This window comes from Acidobacteriota bacterium (genome assembly GCA_038040445.1).
Classification (GTDB): Bacteria; Acidobacteriota; Blastocatellia; order UBA7656; family UBA7656; genus Onstottus_A; species Onstottus_A frigus.
The window spans coordinates 190,144-205,760 of sequence record JBBPIG010000006.1 but is presented as its reverse complement, the minus strand read 5'-3'; the positions used below and the strand labels follow the sequence as shown (position 1 = coordinate 205,760).

Annotated in this window: 16 protein-coding genes; 13 read left to right on the top strand and 3 right to left on the bottom strand. The window is 55.2% G+C overall.

Going from position 1 to position 15,617, the window contains the following annotated elements; all coding sequences use genetic code 11:
- Positions 1 to 158 precede the first annotated feature (158 nt).
- The 13 genes from AABO57_08890 to AABO57_08830 all read left to right on the top strand — a co-directional run bounded on the left by AABO57_08890 (position 159) and on the right by AABO57_08830 (position 12,465).
- A complete protein-coding gene (locus tag AABO57_08890) occupies positions 159 to 1,187 on the top strand; it encodes a TrbG/VirB9 family P-type conjugative transfer protein (GenBank protein MEK6285841.1) in 1,029 nt (342 codons plus the stop codon).
- Positions 1,184 to 1,942, top strand: coding sequence for a lytic transglycosylase domain-containing protein (locus AABO57_08885; protein ID MEK6285840.1), 759 nt, complete (start codon positions 1,184 to 1,186; stop codon positions 1,940 to 1,942). Before AABO57_08890 ends, AABO57_08885 begins: the two co-directional genes overlap by 4 nt.
- A gap of 316 nt (positions 1,943 to 2,258) precedes the next feature.
- The gene (locus AABO57_08880) at positions 2,259 to 3,386 is read left to right on the top strand and encodes a hypothetical protein (protein ID MEK6285839.1); all 1,128 of its coding nucleotides are present in this window, start codon (positions 2,259 to 2,261) and stop codon (positions 3,384 to 3,386) included.
- Entirely contained in the window at positions 3,383 to 5,527 is a 2,145-nt protein-coding gene (locus AABO57_08875; GenBank protein ID MEK6285838.1) for an FG-GAP-like repeat-containing protein, read from the top strand. The genes AABO57_08880 and AABO57_08875 overlap by 4 nt, the downstream gene beginning before the upstream one ends.
- Positions 5,528 to 5,538: 11 nt before the next feature.
- Complete coding sequence (locus tag AABO57_08870) at positions 5,539 to 6,195, top strand: hypothetical protein (GenBank protein MEK6285837.1); 657 nt, start codon at positions 5,539 to 5,541, stop codon at positions 6,193 to 6,195.
- A gap of 227 nt (positions 6,196 to 6,422) precedes the next feature.
- Entirely contained in the window at positions 6,423 to 7,547 is a 1,125-nt protein-coding gene (locus AABO57_08865) for an ankyrin repeat domain-containing protein (protein MEK6285836.1), read from the top strand.
- Positions 7,548 to 7,566: 19 nt separating this feature from the next.
- A complete protein-coding gene (locus AABO57_08860; GenBank protein ID MEK6285835.1) occupies positions 7,567 to 7,815 on the top strand; it encodes a hypothetical protein in 249 nt (82 codons plus the stop codon).
- Entirely contained in the window at positions 7,746 to 8,363 is a 618-nt protein-coding gene (locus AABO57_08855; protein ID MEK6285834.1) for an ankyrin repeat domain-containing protein, read from the top strand. Before AABO57_08860 ends, AABO57_08855 begins: the two co-directional genes overlap by 70 nt.
- Positions 8,364 to 8,397: 34 nt before the next feature.
- On the top strand, positions 8,398 to 8,739 hold the full coding sequence (locus AABO57_08850) for a transglycosylase SLT domain-containing protein (GenBank protein MEK6285833.1): 342 nt from the start codon (positions 8,398 to 8,400) through the stop codon (positions 8,737 to 8,739).
- A gap of 76 nt (positions 8,740 to 8,815) precedes the next feature.
- Positions 8,816 to 9,415: a hypothetical protein gene (locus AABO57_08845; protein ID MEK6285832.1), complete on the top strand. Its 600-nt coding sequence runs from the start codon at positions 8,816 to 8,818 to the stop codon at positions 9,413 to 9,415.
- 769 nt (positions 9,416 to 10,184) lie between these two features.
- Positions 10,185 to 11,078, top strand: coding sequence for a YCF48-related protein (locus AABO57_08840; GenBank protein MEK6285831.1), 894 nt, complete (start codon positions 10,185 to 10,187; stop codon positions 11,076 to 11,078).
- 102 nt (positions 11,079 to 11,180) lie between these two features.
- Positions 11,181 to 11,660 carry a hypothetical protein gene (locus AABO57_08835; GenBank protein MEK6285830.1) on the top strand — a complete coding sequence of 160 codons (480 nt, stop codon included), beginning with the start codon at positions 11,181 to 11,183 and terminating at the stop codon, positions 11,658 to 11,660.
- Between the two features lie 46 nt (positions 11,661 to 11,706).
- On the top strand, positions 11,707 to 12,465 hold the full coding sequence (locus tag AABO57_08830; protein MEK6285829.1) for a lipid-binding SYLF domain-containing protein: 759 nt from the start codon (positions 11,707 to 11,709) through the stop codon (positions 12,463 to 12,465).
- A gap of 49 nt (positions 12,466 to 12,514) precedes the next feature.
- Here AABO57_08830 and AABO57_08825 read toward each other — a convergent pair whose 3' ends face one another.
- From AABO57_08825 to AABO57_08815, 3 genes are all read right to left on the bottom strand, one after another.
- Positions 12,515 to 13,492, bottom strand: a complete 978-nt coding sequence (locus AABO57_08825) for a Gfo/Idh/MocA family oxidoreductase (GenBank protein MEK6285828.1) — start codon at positions 13,490 to 13,492, stop codon at positions 12,515 to 12,517.
- Positions 13,493 to 13,513: 21 nt separating this feature from the next.
- On the bottom strand, positions 13,514 to 14,335 hold the full coding sequence (locus AABO57_08820) for a sugar phosphate isomerase/epimerase (GenBank protein ID MEK6285827.1): 822 nt from the start codon (positions 14,333 to 14,335) through the stop codon (positions 13,514 to 13,516).
- A gap of 146 nt (positions 14,336 to 14,481) precedes the next feature.
- A complete protein-coding gene (locus AABO57_08815) occupies positions 14,482 to 15,552 on the bottom strand; it encodes an ABC transporter ATP-binding protein (protein ID MEK6285826.1) in 1,071 nt (356 codons plus the stop codon).
- Between the last annotated feature and the right edge of the window lie 65 nt (positions 15,553 to 15,617).

The window sequence follows — 15,617 nt, the reverse complement described above, 5'->3', positions numbered from 1 at the left end:
GCCGTAGTAACCAGGCAGCTTCGCGCGCTCTGATTGCGGCCTGTGTGTACGCGTCGAACTTTGTCCTTGATTTAGCTAGCGTTTCTTTTGCACAATACTTAACTGCGCGCTGATGTCTCGAAGTGTCCTGTACTCGGGGTTCAAGCTGGGAGGCAAGATTGAAAGTAGTCGTAACCTTCGGAATCTTATTGATGTCGTTCGGAGCAGTTTCGAGCGCGCGCGCGCAGTCGCCTGTCACTACGCTTGCATTGAATGCGGATCGTATCGGAGAAATTAAAACCGCTCAGGGAATCACTACGATGATCCGCTTTCCCGAGGCAGTTCAAGAGATCATTTGCGGCGATCTGTACGATGCGGCCACCGGGAAGGGCACATTCGTTGTCCAGCGCAGCGGCCAACCCGACCATCCCGGCAATGAAGTCTTCATCAAGCCCGTCTCGCCTAAAGGCGCCAGCAACATGTTCGTGAAGACCGACGGCAAGCGCACCTACAGTTTCGATCTGACCATAGTTCCTACAACTCAGGCACACCGCATGGTCAACGTTACCGACATGGCGCCGGCAACTAGTGCGAGCCCAAGCGCGCCGCCGCCCGCGCCCGATCAACGTGGTTCCGAGCCTGAGAAGCCGGCGCCGGACTTCGAACGCCTGAAAGCAGACGCAGAGCAGCAATCTCGTCAAAAGGCCGGCGAGATTATTCGTAACGCGCAGGAGCAGGCCGATAGAAAGATTGCCGAGGCCGACGCCAAACTTGCCGAGGCCGAGCGACTGGCGCCGCAGCGGGCCGATCAGGAAATCGAGCGGCGCTTCATGCAAGCTCTGATGTTGGGACTACGCGAAGCCAAAGTGAGCAACACCCGCGTGACCGCGAAGAAGATCGTCATCACTCTCGATCCGCGAATGCTCCAGTTCGACGACAAGGCGTACCTGCGCTACACCATTCAGAACACCGGTGACAAGGATTTTGCATTCACGGCGATGTCCCTCGAGGTGGGCTTGGGAAAAGAGGCGAGCCCGCTTACGGCCGTTGTCAATCAAAGCAAGGCGGAGAATCTGCTCGCCCCGGGTGAGTCTCTGACGGGCGTCATCGTCTTCGACCCGAAGCAGGTTGGAGCCAAACAAAAGCTCACGCTGTTCGTTCGCGGCGAAGACAGCGCCGAGCTTGCTCACGTAACGATCAATCAATGATGTTGAAAAAGGTTTTAGGAATCCTCATCTTAGTGTGTTCCGCTGTTAGCGCCTCGGCGCAGCAGCGTCCGCTCTCGCCGCCTGAACGGCCGCCGGTGCCGCTCACCAACGAAGATCAGGAGCGCGCACGCGCCGAGGAATTGAAGAGGGGAAAGGCAGCCGACGCGGCGGCGCTTCAGCGAGCTACGCTGATCAAAGTGCCGGCTGCTCTTACCGGACATCACATCTCCTCGGGGAATGCTGCGATAGACGCGCTCGTTCAGGAAGCCGCCGCTCTGAACGGATTGGACCCCTGCCTTATTGTTTCTATTATGCGAGCGGAGTCCGCGTTCAACCGCTCGGCGGTGTCGGTGAAAGGCGCGATGGGCCTGATGCAGCTCATGCCTGCAACTGCCACCAGGTTCGGCGTGAAGAATTTTTTTGATCCGCGCGAGAACGTCCTGGGTGGAACAAAGTATCTGAGATGGTTGCTCGATCGATTCAGCGGGGATGTCAGACTCGCACTCGCGGGCTACAACGCCGGTGAGGGCGCGGTTGAGTTTTACGGCTATCGCATACCTCCTTTTGTGGAAACGCAGAACTACGTGCGAACGATCTACTCGCGCTACAGCAACATACATCTTGGATCAGTTCCGGCCGCTCCCGCAGTGGAAGCGATCAAGCCGGCGGAGCTGCCCGGTGTGAAGAATCCCACCTACAATCAGATCATCCGATTCACGTCCTCCAACGGCGACGCAGCGCGATCCGGCAAGTGATTTCGGTGCCGGATACAACGCGCACATACCAAGCCCGCGAACATGGCCCGGTTGCTTTACTTGATTAAGAAGCTCACGCGGGAGAATAAGTCGTCCCACCTCTTTTGACCCATCCTGCTCTTCAAGAAAACTCTGATCGATTCGAAAATAACTGCAAATTCCCGGATACGGATTCCGTCATGGTTGATGTCGAGGGAGAATTCCGAAAGCTTTGACTCTGAGGGCGACAGAGTCAATGACGTAAGGCGGGATGCCCTTAGGTGTTTTCGCACCATTCGACCAATAGACAGAATCAAGTCACCGGAGGTCTTCCGATATGACTCGCGCGAATTTCCCTCACACTCTTCTTCCCTTCCCAGCCTTCCGTCGCGCCCTGACTAGTACGTTGAGTTTGTGCCTGATCATCGTAATCCTGGCGACTCAGGTACCCGCAGCCCCGCGTACCTTCTCTGACATCGCTTCAGGTTTGCGGGACGACCTCAAATTCTGGTTTCACGCCAGCGGCTGGACGTCGGCAATGCGCCGGCTCATCAGCCAGTCTTCCGCGGTTCAACCTGAGAAGCAATCCGACCGTAACGACCGGGTTACGAGCATTCAAGTATTTCCCGGCGATGTGACCATCAGGAGCGGTGTGATGGAGTTCTTCGACGCACTAGCCTACGATGCCAAGGGCCAGCAGATCGGTGGCGTCAAGTTCACCTGGCGGGCCGAGGATGACTCCGGAAAAACCCCAATGAAGATTTCGCCCTCCGGCGAGTTCGTTCCGCCCTCACCTGGCAGCTATAGAATAATCGCGGAAGGCGCCGAACACACTGCGCAGGTTATCGTCAAAGCGGTTGATGGGCCGGTGAAGGAGATGCAAATCAATGTTGTCGAAGAGCCCGGACCTGGTTGGAATCCTGGTAACTCTGGAGCGATGCGTGATCCGGGCAACGAGCGTGGGGACCCGCCAGGCAAACCCAAACACCACGGCGCCGGGACCGGCAACTTTCAGTTCAGTGCGCCGGTTCTCTCCCTTCCCGGCCGCGGCATCGATCTCACCCTCAACCTCGTCTTCAACTCGCGCGTATGGACCAAGTCAAACTCGGAAATCATCTACGACATCGATCGGGACTGGCCGGCGGCAGGCTGGTCGCTCGGCTTCGGGCGCATCGCAGGATTGGGTAATCAAGGGGCTATGCTTATCGACGCCGATGGTACGCGGCATGGCTTTGCCGGGACGGTCACCCAAGTGGGCGCCATACTGCAATTCACGGGTCACACCACTGACGGCACATTCGTAGACTACACAACTAAAAGTGACCCAGCTACGAACGAGATCTTCTTTGCCCAGGCCCAATATCCTAACGGCATGCGGGTTCAGTACGCCGCCGGCCTTCAGATGGCAGTTGGTGGATCATCAACAGCTCGGACGGATCTGTCAGGACTCAGCAGTGGGGCGTGAGCGGCGATGTGCCGGTGCCAGGAGATTACGACGGAGATGGAAAAACTGATTTAGCGGTGTGGCGACCATCAGAGGGATTCTGGTACATCATCAACAGCTCGACAGGGGGAGGAAGCTCTCAGGGGTGGGGCAATATCACCGACAAACCTGTGCCTGGAGATTACGACGGCGATGGCAAGACTGATTTGGCTATATGGCGGAGCGGCGCCTGGTGGATCATCAACAGCTCAAACGGATCCGTCACAACGCAGACCTGGGGGGTGAGCGGCGATGTGCCGGTGCCAGGAGATTACGACGGAGATGGAAAAACTGATTTAGCAGTGTGGCGGCCATCAGAGGGATTCTGGTACATCGTCAACAGCTCGACCGGCGGTGGGAGAGTGCAGGGGTGGGGCAATCCCAATAGCAGTGATAAACCTGTGCCCGGAGATTACGACGGCGATGGCAAGACTGATTTGGCTATATGGAGGGATGGCGCCTGGTGGATCATCAACAGCTCAAACGGATCTGTCACAACGCAGGGCTGGGGTGTAAGCGGCGACATGCCCACGCCGACCACGGTGAGCATTGCGAACAACGGTGGGAGCAACCTGTTGCCGCGAGACGGGCTGGCGTCTGTTTCATACGATCAGACTACGAATCGCATCAACACGGCGGGGTGGGAGTACGATGCAGCAGGCAATCAGACGCGCGTCCAGCGAACAGACGGAGCTTGGCAGAGGTATGTCTACGACGCGGCAGGCCGGCTTGTGAAGGTGCAGAATGATTCGGCCGTCACTCAGGTCATTCATACCTATGGCGCGAGCAATCATCGCCTGATCGAGCAGGCCGGGAATGAAAGCTCTAATCAGCGGACGTACTACGGGTGGGCGGGTGATTCGGTGATTGCGGAATACGAAGAGACCGCCGCTGCGCCTACGACTCCGAGATGGGTTAAGAGCTATGTGTATTTGGGAGGCAGGCTGCTTGCGACGATAGCTCCCAACGGCGGAAGCGAGCGAGTGGAGTATCACCATCCTGATCGGCTGGGCACTCGCCTCGTAACGAACAATCAAGACACGGCGAGCTTTGAGCAAGCTGCTTTGCCGTTTGGGACTGCGTTGGATGCTGAGTCGAGCGGGTCAACGAAACGGCGGTTCACGAGCTATGATCGAAGCACGGTCAGCGGGTTGGACTATGCTGTGAATCGTCACTACGACCCGCTGCAAGGGAGGTTCACTCAAGTCGATCCGATTGGGATGAGCTCGGTGAGCTTATCGAGTCCGCAGACTCTGAACCTTTATGCATACTGCACAAATGACCCAATCAACCACACAGACCCGAGCGGACTGGGCTTCTTTAGTTTCCTGGGGAAGGTCTTCAGCTTCTTTGCGAAAGTCGCAAAGTGGGTAGCGATCGTAGTGGCAGTCGCCGTGCTCGTGGCAGTCGCATTTCCGGCGTTTGCGCCAATACTGGGGACGATCTTGTTTAACACCGGGATATGGCAGCTAGGAGCTGGCGTTTCAGCGTCATTCCTTACAGGAGGCGCGGTAGCGGCTGGCATCTCGCTGGGCGCAACCGGGCTCGTCATAGGAGGCTTGGCGGCTGCTGGAGCCGTCAACAGTTTCATGGCTAAGAAAGGGGCGCGTCGCGTGCAGAGGAAGAGGCCGGCGCAGCGGGTAGCGCAAGCGGCGTTGTCCTTTGACGCGGTGCTGCAGTTGGTTAAGGATAACAATCAGGCACGGGATGCCGGAGTCGATGATGCGACCGTGGTGTGTCAAGCTTACAAGGAGTCGCGCTTTATCCCGACTGCTCGCGCGGGCTCGCACCGTGGTTTGTTGCAGATCGGTCCAACAGCGGCAAAGGCCGGCGGGCTTGGCAACGGGCAGTTTAGCGCGCCGAAAAATCCTGCCTTCTTCAATGGAATTCAGGATCCGGCTCAGAACATTCGCACAGGAACGAGCTATCTGGGACTTCGTATTGGACAGGCGGGCGGTGATCTGACAAAAGGGCTCGAAGGCTATGGCACCGGTTCCGGCTACGCCGATAACATTGTGGGGTGTGCTTCGTGGGTTAATATTGGGATTAACGCGACACGGCAATTCGGCCCGGATGCGGGAACCACGTTCTTTAACCAGGGCCTGCGCACCATCTATCCGTAGAGCGGTGAAGTATGATCAAGAAAACACTAATGCCGATCGGGGCGGTCGCGGCGCTTAGTCTCGTACTTCTGAGCTGCTCGACGCCTTCGGCGCAAGTAACAAACTCCGGGTCCTCGTCTTCCAAGACAAATGTGCCGCCGGCGGGGCAAGACGAGTATCGTGCGGTGAGTGTGAACGTCTTGTCCGTCGACAACAAGGGCACGAAAGTAGAGGCGAGACTGGAAACTGTGGATGAACCGTTCAAGCATCCGAGCCTCGTTCCATCACGCCTGACCATCAGGAACCTGGCAACCAACGAAACGATATTCGAAGAGAAAAGCGATGACACTGCACTGTCGGCCTATGTTCGCGCCCTCAACGAGGAAGTCGGCGAGGCGCTGGTTGTGACATGGAGTGGCGGCTCTGGCGACCGAATCGAGATCCTTGCGGTGGACTCGTCGAAAGCCCGGGTGCTACTCGATGAACGCTATCGCGTTGACGCGGCGTTGATTGATGTTTCCGGTCACGGACAGGTTGATGTCCTGATTACAACCGGAGACAGCGGAGTCGGTCCTTTTTCTACGACTCGATACGTTTGGAACGGCGACCGTTTTCAGCCGGCAGGTAAAGTGTCATACAAGTCCCTCGGAGATACGATCGAGAGGCAGTTCAGACCGACAACAAAATGACGCCTAGGCTGCGGGAAATGTGAGTTCGCAACCAAGATACGAAGCTGCACCAAAGTCAGTGAATGCAGTTGGACTGCTTGGTCTCCATCACTGATGGCGTTCTCAGCGAGTCTGATCGCATACTGCGCCGCATGAGTTGTTTTGATCGCTTCCTCCGAAATGTCGGATTAGAACGCATTTTGTAAGCTTTCCATCTCTCCGGGTACAGGGGGTGGGTCAGGAGAATCATGGAACGATACATTTTGACGCTGGTGGCAAGCGTAGGGATTCTCGGAACCTTTGGAGGTGGCTGTTCTACGCGCACCTCTAACGCAGCCCACGTCTCTGAATCTGCACAGGTACCTGAAATCTCTCCGACCAGGCATATCAGCAAGGAAGAGCGGCAAAAATACTATCGCGAATTTGGCAAGGTAACCTGGCGGGTAGATGACAAAGGGACGCTCGTCGAAGCGAGAATCGAGACAGCCAAAGTGTTGCTTGATGCTCTACCCGATGGGTTTCCATTCTCCCGGATAGTCATCAATAACATTACCTCGGGCACAACACTCTTCACGGAGGACCTCGATTCCGATCTTCCCTTCTCAATGATATTGTGTTCTGCATATTCTGGTGCAAATCAAAGAGGCAAGATAAAGCCGCCGCCCGGACGGCCACACAGTGAGCGCGTAGCAGCAATGAACCAACAGACAGACATCAAGTTGAAAGAACTGCTTGTCGCCATCGCTCACCTTGACACATCTGGCGTTGAGCGACTGATTAGGAATGGCGCCAATGTGAATGCGAGAGATGAGAAAGGGTGGCCGGTACTGTTCTACGCAGCAAGCAATAGACTGACTGATGGTTCCATCGTCACTGCAATGCTCAAAGCGGGGGCGGAAGTAAACGCGACAGAAAGCAACAGTGGAACTACCGCGCTGTTGATAGCGATAGACCCTGGCGGAACTCCTGGAATCATCAGAGCCTTGCTGGAGGGCGGCGCTGACCCGAATGCAGCGGATCTTGGCGGTGACACTCCTCTGATGAGGACCGCTGGTTGGGATGACGCGGTCATCCTGCAGATGCTGTTGAGTAAAGGCGCCGATCCAAACAAGAGGCAAAGACAAGGCAGCACCGCTCTTATGATAGGAGCAAAGCTGGGACACGCGAAAGCTGTTGAGATCCTGCTGAAAGGCGGAGCTGATCCACGTGTAAAGGACGGTGAGAATCGAACCGCGCTGCAACTCGCGGAAGAAAGATACGCGGAAGATGCGCGATCTGTAAACAACTACGAAAGGAATAACCGAAGAAGGATTCTCAACATGTTAAGGGAAGCCCTGAGAACTCCGCCTCACCAAAAAAAAGATGACCTGTAGACCGCGCAGTAGGACACTTATGAACAAGAGAGTGCTCGCTTACATTCGAGTAGCGAGGTTTGGTGTACACGGCCTGCTGCTGACCAGTCTGTTTCTTCAGTGCGGAGACGGGGTGACGCCCATAACCCTAATAATTCAACGTTGCCTAAACGACAAAAGCAAAGGAAAGCCAATGAGCATTCCGACGCCCGGAGAACCTTGTTCGAAGCGGCCGCTGGCGGTGACGCCGCAGCTATCGAGCGGCTGGTTCGCGGAGGAGCCGCTGTGAATGGAAAAGATCAACGCGGGCAAACTCCGCTGTTCTATGCGGCAACGAATGGGAAGGTCAATCCGGCGGCGGTTAAAGCGCTCTTGCGCGCAGGTGCTGATGTCAATGTCCGCGACGCGTCTGGGTCCACCGCCTTGCTGGCGGCCTTGGATCCGGGAGGAACCACCAAGAATGTCGCAGCTCTGTTAGAGGGTGGAGCGGATGTCAACATTCCCGACTTCGGAGGTGCCACACCCCTTATGCGAGCCTCTAGCTGGGGCGCCACTGATCTCGCAAGAATGCTCTTGGATCGAGGTGCGGACTCAAACGTAAAAGAGCGGAATGGTGAGACAGCTCTAATGCTAGCCGCAAAGTTTGGACATGTTGAGACTGTGCGCCTTCTGATAGAAAGACACGCCGACGTCACGGCGAAGAACAATCAAGGCAACACGGCATTGGAATTGGCTGAGAAGGAGCATAATGCAAGCTTGCAAAATGAGTCGATGCGCAGTCTAAGTGCTAGTTGGCTAGCAATAGTAAAACTATTGAGCCAGGTGAACCGGAAGTAGGCTCGCAAGTAAAGACGCAGAACGTAGAGCTTGGCTGGCGGCATCGCAGGCGGCGCGTGTCGCACGTAGCCTAAGAAAGACGATCAAGCAAAACAATGAAAGCGGTTTAGGTAAGAACATTGTGCTATGCCAGTCCGCGATCGAGAGTAGCTCTAACCCTGAACAAATAGGCTTTCAGGGAGAAGTCGGTCTGTTTCAAATCAAGCCTTCGACTGCAAACAGTCTCGGTCTCGGAACCTTCACCGTTGCGCAATTGAAAGACCCCGCCACCAACACACAATTGTCTACGAGGCATCTTAAGCAATCTGCTCAACGGGTTCAACGGCGATGTTCGCACGGCATTGGGCGCATACAAGCAAGGCGCGACCAGCGTTAAAAGGATCGGTTTAACCGCCAGATCACAGGAATATGTCGATGCGGTGCTAGGTTGTGCTGCAAGGAGGTGATGAAAGATGAGTAACGAAAGCGATGGTCTTCGTTCGCGAAATGTGCGTGGATATCAATTTGGGTTAGTGGTGGTGATTGCTCTGATCGTTAGCCTGGCAGGTGGCGTGGTGTCTAGTCGCTTGCTTGCGGCTCAGCAACCTCAACCGGCTGGGTCGAATAACGCAAGCGAATTGATCGTCCCACCAGATGGCCTCTTATTCAAGAACCCGGAGGGAAAGATAGTCGCTAAACTGTCTTTTGAATCGGATGGCGGACGCTTCACGGTATACAACAACAAGGGGACTTCAGTGGCAGCGGTCTACTCATCGGACCGCGGAGGCGTCCTGGGTATTTTCAATAGTCAAGGTGTTCCGAAACTGATGTTATTTGCCAACGAAGACAGCGGATACTTGGGCCTCTATAGCAGATATGGCAAGCTAGCCATCGCTATGTCTGGATTCGCAGAAGGGGGAAACATCGACATCAATAGCCCGTCCGGAGATAGTGTGCTGACACTGGAATCGGCTTCTAAGTCGGGAAAGATACAGATTATGAAGCCGGATGAAGTATTATTTGGTCGGTGCCGTAAAGCAGACCTTACGCCCCATGCGCGCTGGGACCGATAGTTGAAGGTTGGGCTCTGTCTTCCTTTTGAGAGAAGGTTCGCCGTCTCGATCTCATACGATCAGACCACGAACCGATCAATAACGAGTTATGCCCTGACTGCATAGTGCAGGTCCACAACGAGAAAGCGAAAAATGGACCGTTCGTCCCTTCATAAAATTTCGGTAGCGATCCTCTTGCCATTTTGTTTTACAGCTTCTTACGTTGAGGCGAAGAATGGTGAGTCATGTGCAACTGCGATGAGTGACAGCGATTCAGAAGCGCGCCAATCCCAACGGCAGGCAAGACCTAAGTATCGAGTCGGAAGAACCGAGATTCTTGGTAGCGGACACTTAACCGACGCGGTTGTGATCCATCGCTGCGGCATTAACCCCGGTGCTTTGCTAGAGATCAATCTATTGAAGGCTGCGCCGAGCGGTTGAAAGAGCGCTATCGTGCGGACGGATTCGTGAAGGTACAAGTAGATATCAGACCTGAGTACAAAGAGCCAAAAGGTTACCAAAAGTGCATCAAGTAACAGTTCGCTTGTAGTTCACATTCGGCAAGGATGAATCACAGGAAGGAGTCCGTATGAAGAAGGCCGCGATTTGCTCTTTGTTAGTTTGCTCCATTCTCTTGGCAAGCGGCTGCACAAAGACAAAACCTCAACAGGAAAGCAAGAACTCGGCACAAGAGTCGCGCGTTCCCGAAATGCTCAGGCTCAGGTGGCCGATTGAAGCTTCCGCATTCAGCGGGCTCTCTAGCGCATGGATTATCACAGGCAGTGGAGAGTTGCTGCGCAGTGAAGACGGTGGTTCTGCGTGGGGCAAAACACCCTACGCCGGTACCGGTCGGCTTGAGAAAATTAGCTTCATTGACTCGAAACGTGGGTGGTCCATCAATTCTAAAGAAAAAGAAGAAGTGCTGAGCAGCGCCGATAGCGGAACAACCTGGTCTGTTGTTACGAATCGAGAATACTTTGCCGGCGATCTGGTCGGCGGAATCATGCAAGTTGAGTTCGTGGATGAAGAACACGGATGGCTTGCTGAACCATTTGCAATCTGGTGGACCGAGGACGGAGGCGCTACTTGGAAGCCTTCCGAAATTCCATGGGATGTCGAAGACCTAGAGCTGATCGCGGAGTTGGTGTTTGTCGACTCCGAGACAGGTTGGTGGTACAGCCAAAAGAAATCAGTCTATCGCACCACAGACGGCGGCAAGACATGGAATGGGGGCAAGCTGAAATTGCCCGGTGAGTGGATACGTGACCTCTTTTTCATCGATCGGCATGTTGGTTGGCTCTGTACCGGTACTAGGAAGGGTGGGATTTATAGCACGCGCGATGGGGGAGTGACTTGGAGGAGACTGCGAGTGCCAGTCGAAAACGTTAGTCTCGCATCGATCTTTTTCGTCAACGGTGACGAGGGTTGGGCTGTAGGGGAAGAGGTCTTGGACGAGGCTGCCACAGGCAAGGAATTTGAGCCTCTCGTTCTGCATACAATCGATGGCGGCAAAGAGTGGGAAAGGGTTTCCGGAGGAGGCGAGGAATTAGGATACGACAAAATATATTTTGGCGACGCGCAGAACGGCTGGTTAGTCGGTTACAACAAGGTCTATCGCACGGATGATGGGGGGAATACCTGGCAGACAGTCCTAACTCTTCCTGATACTAGAGAGGGTCAATAGAGCCAGACGTTTTTGCTAGCGAATGGAAGTAGTAGTTGTTAGGCTAGATGAAGAATTCTGGTCCCGCACGACCTGTATAGAGTTTGAAGAAGGAGACTACAAATGCAGTCCATCGCACTAGTGCTCGTTATGGTCCTCACCTTTATGTCAGTACCGCCATCTATGGGCCAGGAGCAGGCCGCTAAGGGTCCTGATGTATTCCAAAACGTAGAAATGCTTGTTCCCCACGGCAACAAGGCCGATCAAACACCGGTACGATTACGATTTGAGGAAACCCACCTTATGATCGAATCTCGCAAGGAAGGCAGTATCCTTAAGAACTTTACGTACTCTGAGATCAAGAGCGCGGAGTATACTTACTCGAAGCATCCGAGATGGAAGGCAGGGGTTGGCGCTGCCATTGCTGTTGGTATCTTCGCGCTGCCGCTTTTCTTCATGAAGGGTAGAAAGCACTGGCTTACTGTCAAAACCGATAAAGACTACGCTGTGTTGAGGCTGGACAAGAATAACTACAAAGTGATTCTTCCGGCCTTCGAAACTCGTTCCGGTGTTAAGGTTGAAACACTTGGAGAAGATAAATAGGAATGGCACAAGCTCTGTTGGTCTTGTTCGTTGACGAGGAACAGGGATGAAAAAGACCTCAAGTTTGAATGGGACGATTCTTTTGCCAGTTTTGTTTGTTCTCGTACTGTGGCTCTGGCCTCATTCGGCGTTTGCACAGAAGATTGAACCTAAACAACTCAAGAAGGCTGTCGAGAGATCCGAGAAATCTGCCAACGTTCTTAAGACGATTGCCGAACTTCCTCATAGTGGCATCCCAAGAGAGCTTATCGACAACGCGCACGCTGTCGGCGTGATCCCTCGTGTGGTCACGGCGAACTTGATCGTTGATAAGTTGTCACTCGGATACGGTGTGATCAGTCGCCGCAATCCCGCAGGATGGAGCTTGCCGGCCTATTATGTTTTCTCGGGTGCCGGCTTTGGAGGCGGGGACACAGCCGACATAATCCTGCTGTTTATGAATGAAACAGCTTTGAGCTGGTTCCAAAAGGGCCGAGTGCAGATGAAGGGAGAAAAGCGGCCCACAAGCGGCCCGGTGGGGTCAATAACTGACGAGCAAAAGGCTCAGACAGCGAAGGCAAACATCATCGCGTACGCCCTCTACAAAGGTATCTTAGTTGGAGCCGGACTTGGTGGCGGGTTCTTCAAGAATTTCTTGCTCAATCCGGATAATAACCTCAATAAACCCTTGTACGGCGTGAAAGGGCGGGATGTCTTAGCCGGGAAAGAGATCGATCCGCAATCGGTTCCCGCAGGTATCAACGCGTTCCCGCAGGCGCTTAATGAGTATTACAGCCGACAGCAGACTGTAAGACCCGCGAATTAAGACAGTCGGCCGCGCTGTCAATGCGCCCCCCACACTCTTGTGATCCGCCCTAATCGCTAAGAAGGGCGCGCTTCCCGGTTTGAACCGCCCGGTAGCACGCATCGACGAGCGCGACCGACTTGAATCCGTCAAGCGCCGTAACCGCGGCAGGCGCCCCGTTCACCACTGAATCCACGAACGCTCGATCCTCCTGTGCATATCCCCACTTCTCCTCTTTCGATAGCTGTTGCATCGTCTGAGTGAAATACCTCCCATCCAGTCCTTCGCTTCCGGATAAGCTTTCCATCTCGCGAGTCGCCAAAGTCCGATGGTGACAGAAGACTTCAACGCGCTCGAAAGGAAATAGCCATGTAGCATCAGCCGAGCTCGCCAGAGTTGCGTGCATTCCACATTCGAATCGCAGCAACACTGAAAAATCATCGGTCTCGGGATATTCGTGTGACGATCCCACGGCGTCGAGGCTCGCTACTTCGCCGAACAGAAATCGCATCATGTCGAACATGTGGATGGTCGTCTCGTAAAGAAACCCGCCCGTGATTTTGGGATCGCCGACCCACTCGGGGTTGAGCAGCTCGCCTCGATTCATCTTGACGTGAGCCGAATGCGGCGGCGCTGATTCCGCGAGCATTTGTTTGAGCGTCGCGTAGACCGGGGCGAAGCGCCTGTTGTGCCCGACCTGAAACAGCGCGTTGGTTTGGGACGCCGCAGCAAGCACTGCGCGCGCATCTGCGATTGATGTAGCCATCGGCTTTTCGCAAAACACGTGCTTGCCTGCCGCGATGGCCGCAAGCGCGAGGGCGGTGTGTTTGGTGTTGGGTGTCGTGATGTAGACGGCGTCTACGCCTTCGATCAATGCTTCGGCATCACGCGCGATCGCGGCGCCGGTTGAGCTTGCCAATCGCTCGGCCCGGTCGCGGTCGATGTCGTGAATCGCCGCGACGCGCACTCGCTCATCTCGCGCAAGCACTGCTGCGTGAAGCCCGCCTATGTAACCCGCGCCGATAATTCCAACCCTCAACTTGCCCATCCTTCTCCCCGTCACCTCAGATCACTGTAAGCCAAGGACCCTGGCGGCAGCCGCCCGCGCTTCCCGCGCAAGCTCAGTGGGATCGCGCTCCCAATACTCGGGTCTGAATATTTCGACGCTTGTCACGCGGTCGTAACCGATGCGTTGCAGCGCCGCGACGATTCCTTTGAGTGGCAGGATTCCAATCCCGGGCAACAGCCGGTGTCGATCTTCGAGCTGCTCGCGCGGAAGGTCTTCAGCGTCGTTTATATGAAAGATGAACAGCCGTGCCACGTCGAGTGCGTCGATTGATTCTATCGTCGAGCCGCCCGCGTAAAAGTGAAAGCTGTCAATCACCAGCCCGACATTCGGCCGGGCAACGCGCTCGACTATCTTCGAAGCCAGCTCGAGCGTCTGCACGCTACACGCCGGTTGGCCTAGAAACTCGAATGCTAGCCCGACACCGAATCGGCTTGCGATCACCGCGAGTTCTTCGAGCACCCGGCTCGTTTCGACTATCACATCCTCGCGTGTTGCTCCGTGGGGCAGCAAACCCGGCACGACGACTACATAAGGGCAATCGATCTCGGAGGCCAGGCGGCATATCTCCGCACATTCGCTCAGCAGATCCTTATGCCCGCGCTCGTCTCTAAAAGTTATTCTCTCGATTGAGTTGATGCTGTACGGTGCGAGCGAGTGATTGTCGAACAACGCTTTAAGCTCGGCGGAGCTGCGCGTTTTTAAGAACTGTCTGAGCTTTGAAGCCCAGATTTCCAGACAGTCGAACCCTGCCGCGCTCGCCGCCTCGATATCGGCGACGAGGCCCGCTTTCATCGTAGTCGCGCCGTTGAGTGCCAGTTTCATCCTCTTATTCCTTTACCGTCTTCTGATTTTGGATTTTAGCCCTGGGAGCGCAGGCTTAGCGTTCTTTGCGAGAAACGAGGTTCGCGCAAAGTACGCTAAGACTCGCAAAGGACGCTAAGCCTGCGCTCCCAGGGCTAAATCCGAAATCAAACCGCATCTCCCGTCTTCGAGTCAAAGAAGCCAGCCTTGTCCATCTCGATCCGCACCCACACCGGCGTATCCATATCAGCGCGAAAATCCGCAGCAGCACGAGCGACTATCTTCTCATCGCCCAGTCTCAAGAACACGAATGTCTCGTTCCCCATTAACTCAGTCACGTAGACCTTTGCCTTCAGCCAGCCATCGCGCTCGGCAGTTGAAACTTCAACGTGTTCAGGGCGGATGCCAAGCGTGACCCGGTCGCAGCCATTCAGTCTGGTGAGCTGACGCTCCTCGATCCTCAGCGACAGCGCGTCGCTTGCGAAGCTGCGTGCGGGAGCGTCGAATCGGCCTTCGATGAAGTTCATACTCGGGCTGCCGACGAACTCCGCGACGAAACGATTGGCCGGACGGTTGTAGATGTTCATCGGCGTGTCGAATTGTTGGAGCTTACCCTTACGCATGATCGCCACTCGGTGCGCGAGGGTCATCGCCTCAGCCTGATCGTGGGTCACGTAGATTGCCGTAGTACCCAGCTCGTGCTGCAATCGCTTCAATTCCCCGCGCATCTGAACGCGCAACTTCGCGTCGAGGTTCGAAAGCGGCTCGTCCATCAAGTAGACGCGGGGCTCGCGTATGATCGCGCGGGCGAGCGCGACGCGCTGGCGTTCGCCTCCCGACAACTCGCGCGGTCTTCTTCCGAGCAGACCGCCGATCTCGAGCATGTCGGCGACCTGGTTCACTCGCCGGTTGATCTCGTCTCTCGCGATCTTTCGAACCCGCAGCGGATAGGCGATATTCTGCGCGATAGTCATGTGAGGATAGAGCGCGTAGTTTTGAAAGACCATCGCGATGTCGCGGTGGCGAGTCGGAACATCGTTCACGCGCTCGTTCCCGACAAAGATGTCACCCGACGTTGCGTCTTCGAGTCCGGCAAGCATTCGCAGGGTTGTCGTCTTGCCACACCCCGATGGTCCAAGCAAGACGACCAGCTCGCCGTCTTCAGATTCAAGGCTGAAGTTATCGACCACCGCCGTTTGGCCGAACTTCTTCGTTACGTTTTCGAATCTCACGTCCATTGAAACTCATTCGTGACGCGTGATGCGTGATGCGTGAAACGTGATGCGTGATGCGTGATGCGTGA

Bases quoted from the DNA above. Each gene is read 5' to 3' on its own strand.
- AABO57_08860 (MEK6285835.1), top strand. From the start codon at position 7,567: ATGAACAAGAGAGTGCTCGCTTACATTCGAGTAGCGAGGTTTGGTGTA.
- AABO57_08815 (MEK6285826.1), bottom strand. From the start codon at position 15,552: ATGGACGTGAGATTCGAAAACGTAACGAAGAAGTTCGGCCAAACGGCG.
- AABO57_08870 (MEK6285837.1), top strand. From the start codon at position 5,539: ATGATCAAGAAAACACTAATGCCGATCGGGGCGGTCGCGGCGCTTAGT.
- AABO57_08825 (MEK6285828.1), bottom strand. From the start codon at position 13,492: ATGGGCAAGTTGAGGGTTGGAATTATCGGCGCGGGTTACATAGGCGGG.
- AABO57_08820 (MEK6285827.1), bottom strand. From the start codon at position 14,335: ATGAAACTGGCACTCAACGGCGCGACTACGATGAAAGCGGGCCTCGTC.
- AABO57_08830 (MEK6285829.1), top strand. From the start codon at position 11,707: ATGAAAAAGACCTCAAGTTTGAATGGGACGATTCTTTTGCCAGTTTTG.
- AABO57_08835 (MEK6285830.1), top strand. From the start codon at position 11,181: ATGCAGTCCATCGCACTAGTGCTCGTTATGGTCCTCACCTTTATGTCA.
- AABO57_08885 (MEK6285840.1), top strand. From the start codon at position 1,184: ATGATGTTGAAAAAGGTTTTAGGAATCCTCATCTTAGTGTGTTCCGCT.
- AABO57_08880 (MEK6285839.1), top strand. From the start codon at position 2,259: ATGACTCGCGCGAATTTCCCTCACACTCTTCTTCCCTTCCCAGCCTTC.
- AABO57_08865 (MEK6285836.1), top strand. From the start codon at position 6,423: ATGGAACGATACATTTTGACGCTGGTGGCAAGCGTAGGGATTCTCGGA.
- AABO57_08845 (MEK6285832.1), top strand. From the start codon at position 8,816: ATGAGTAACGAAAGCGATGGTCTTCGTTCGCGAAATGTGCGTGGATAT.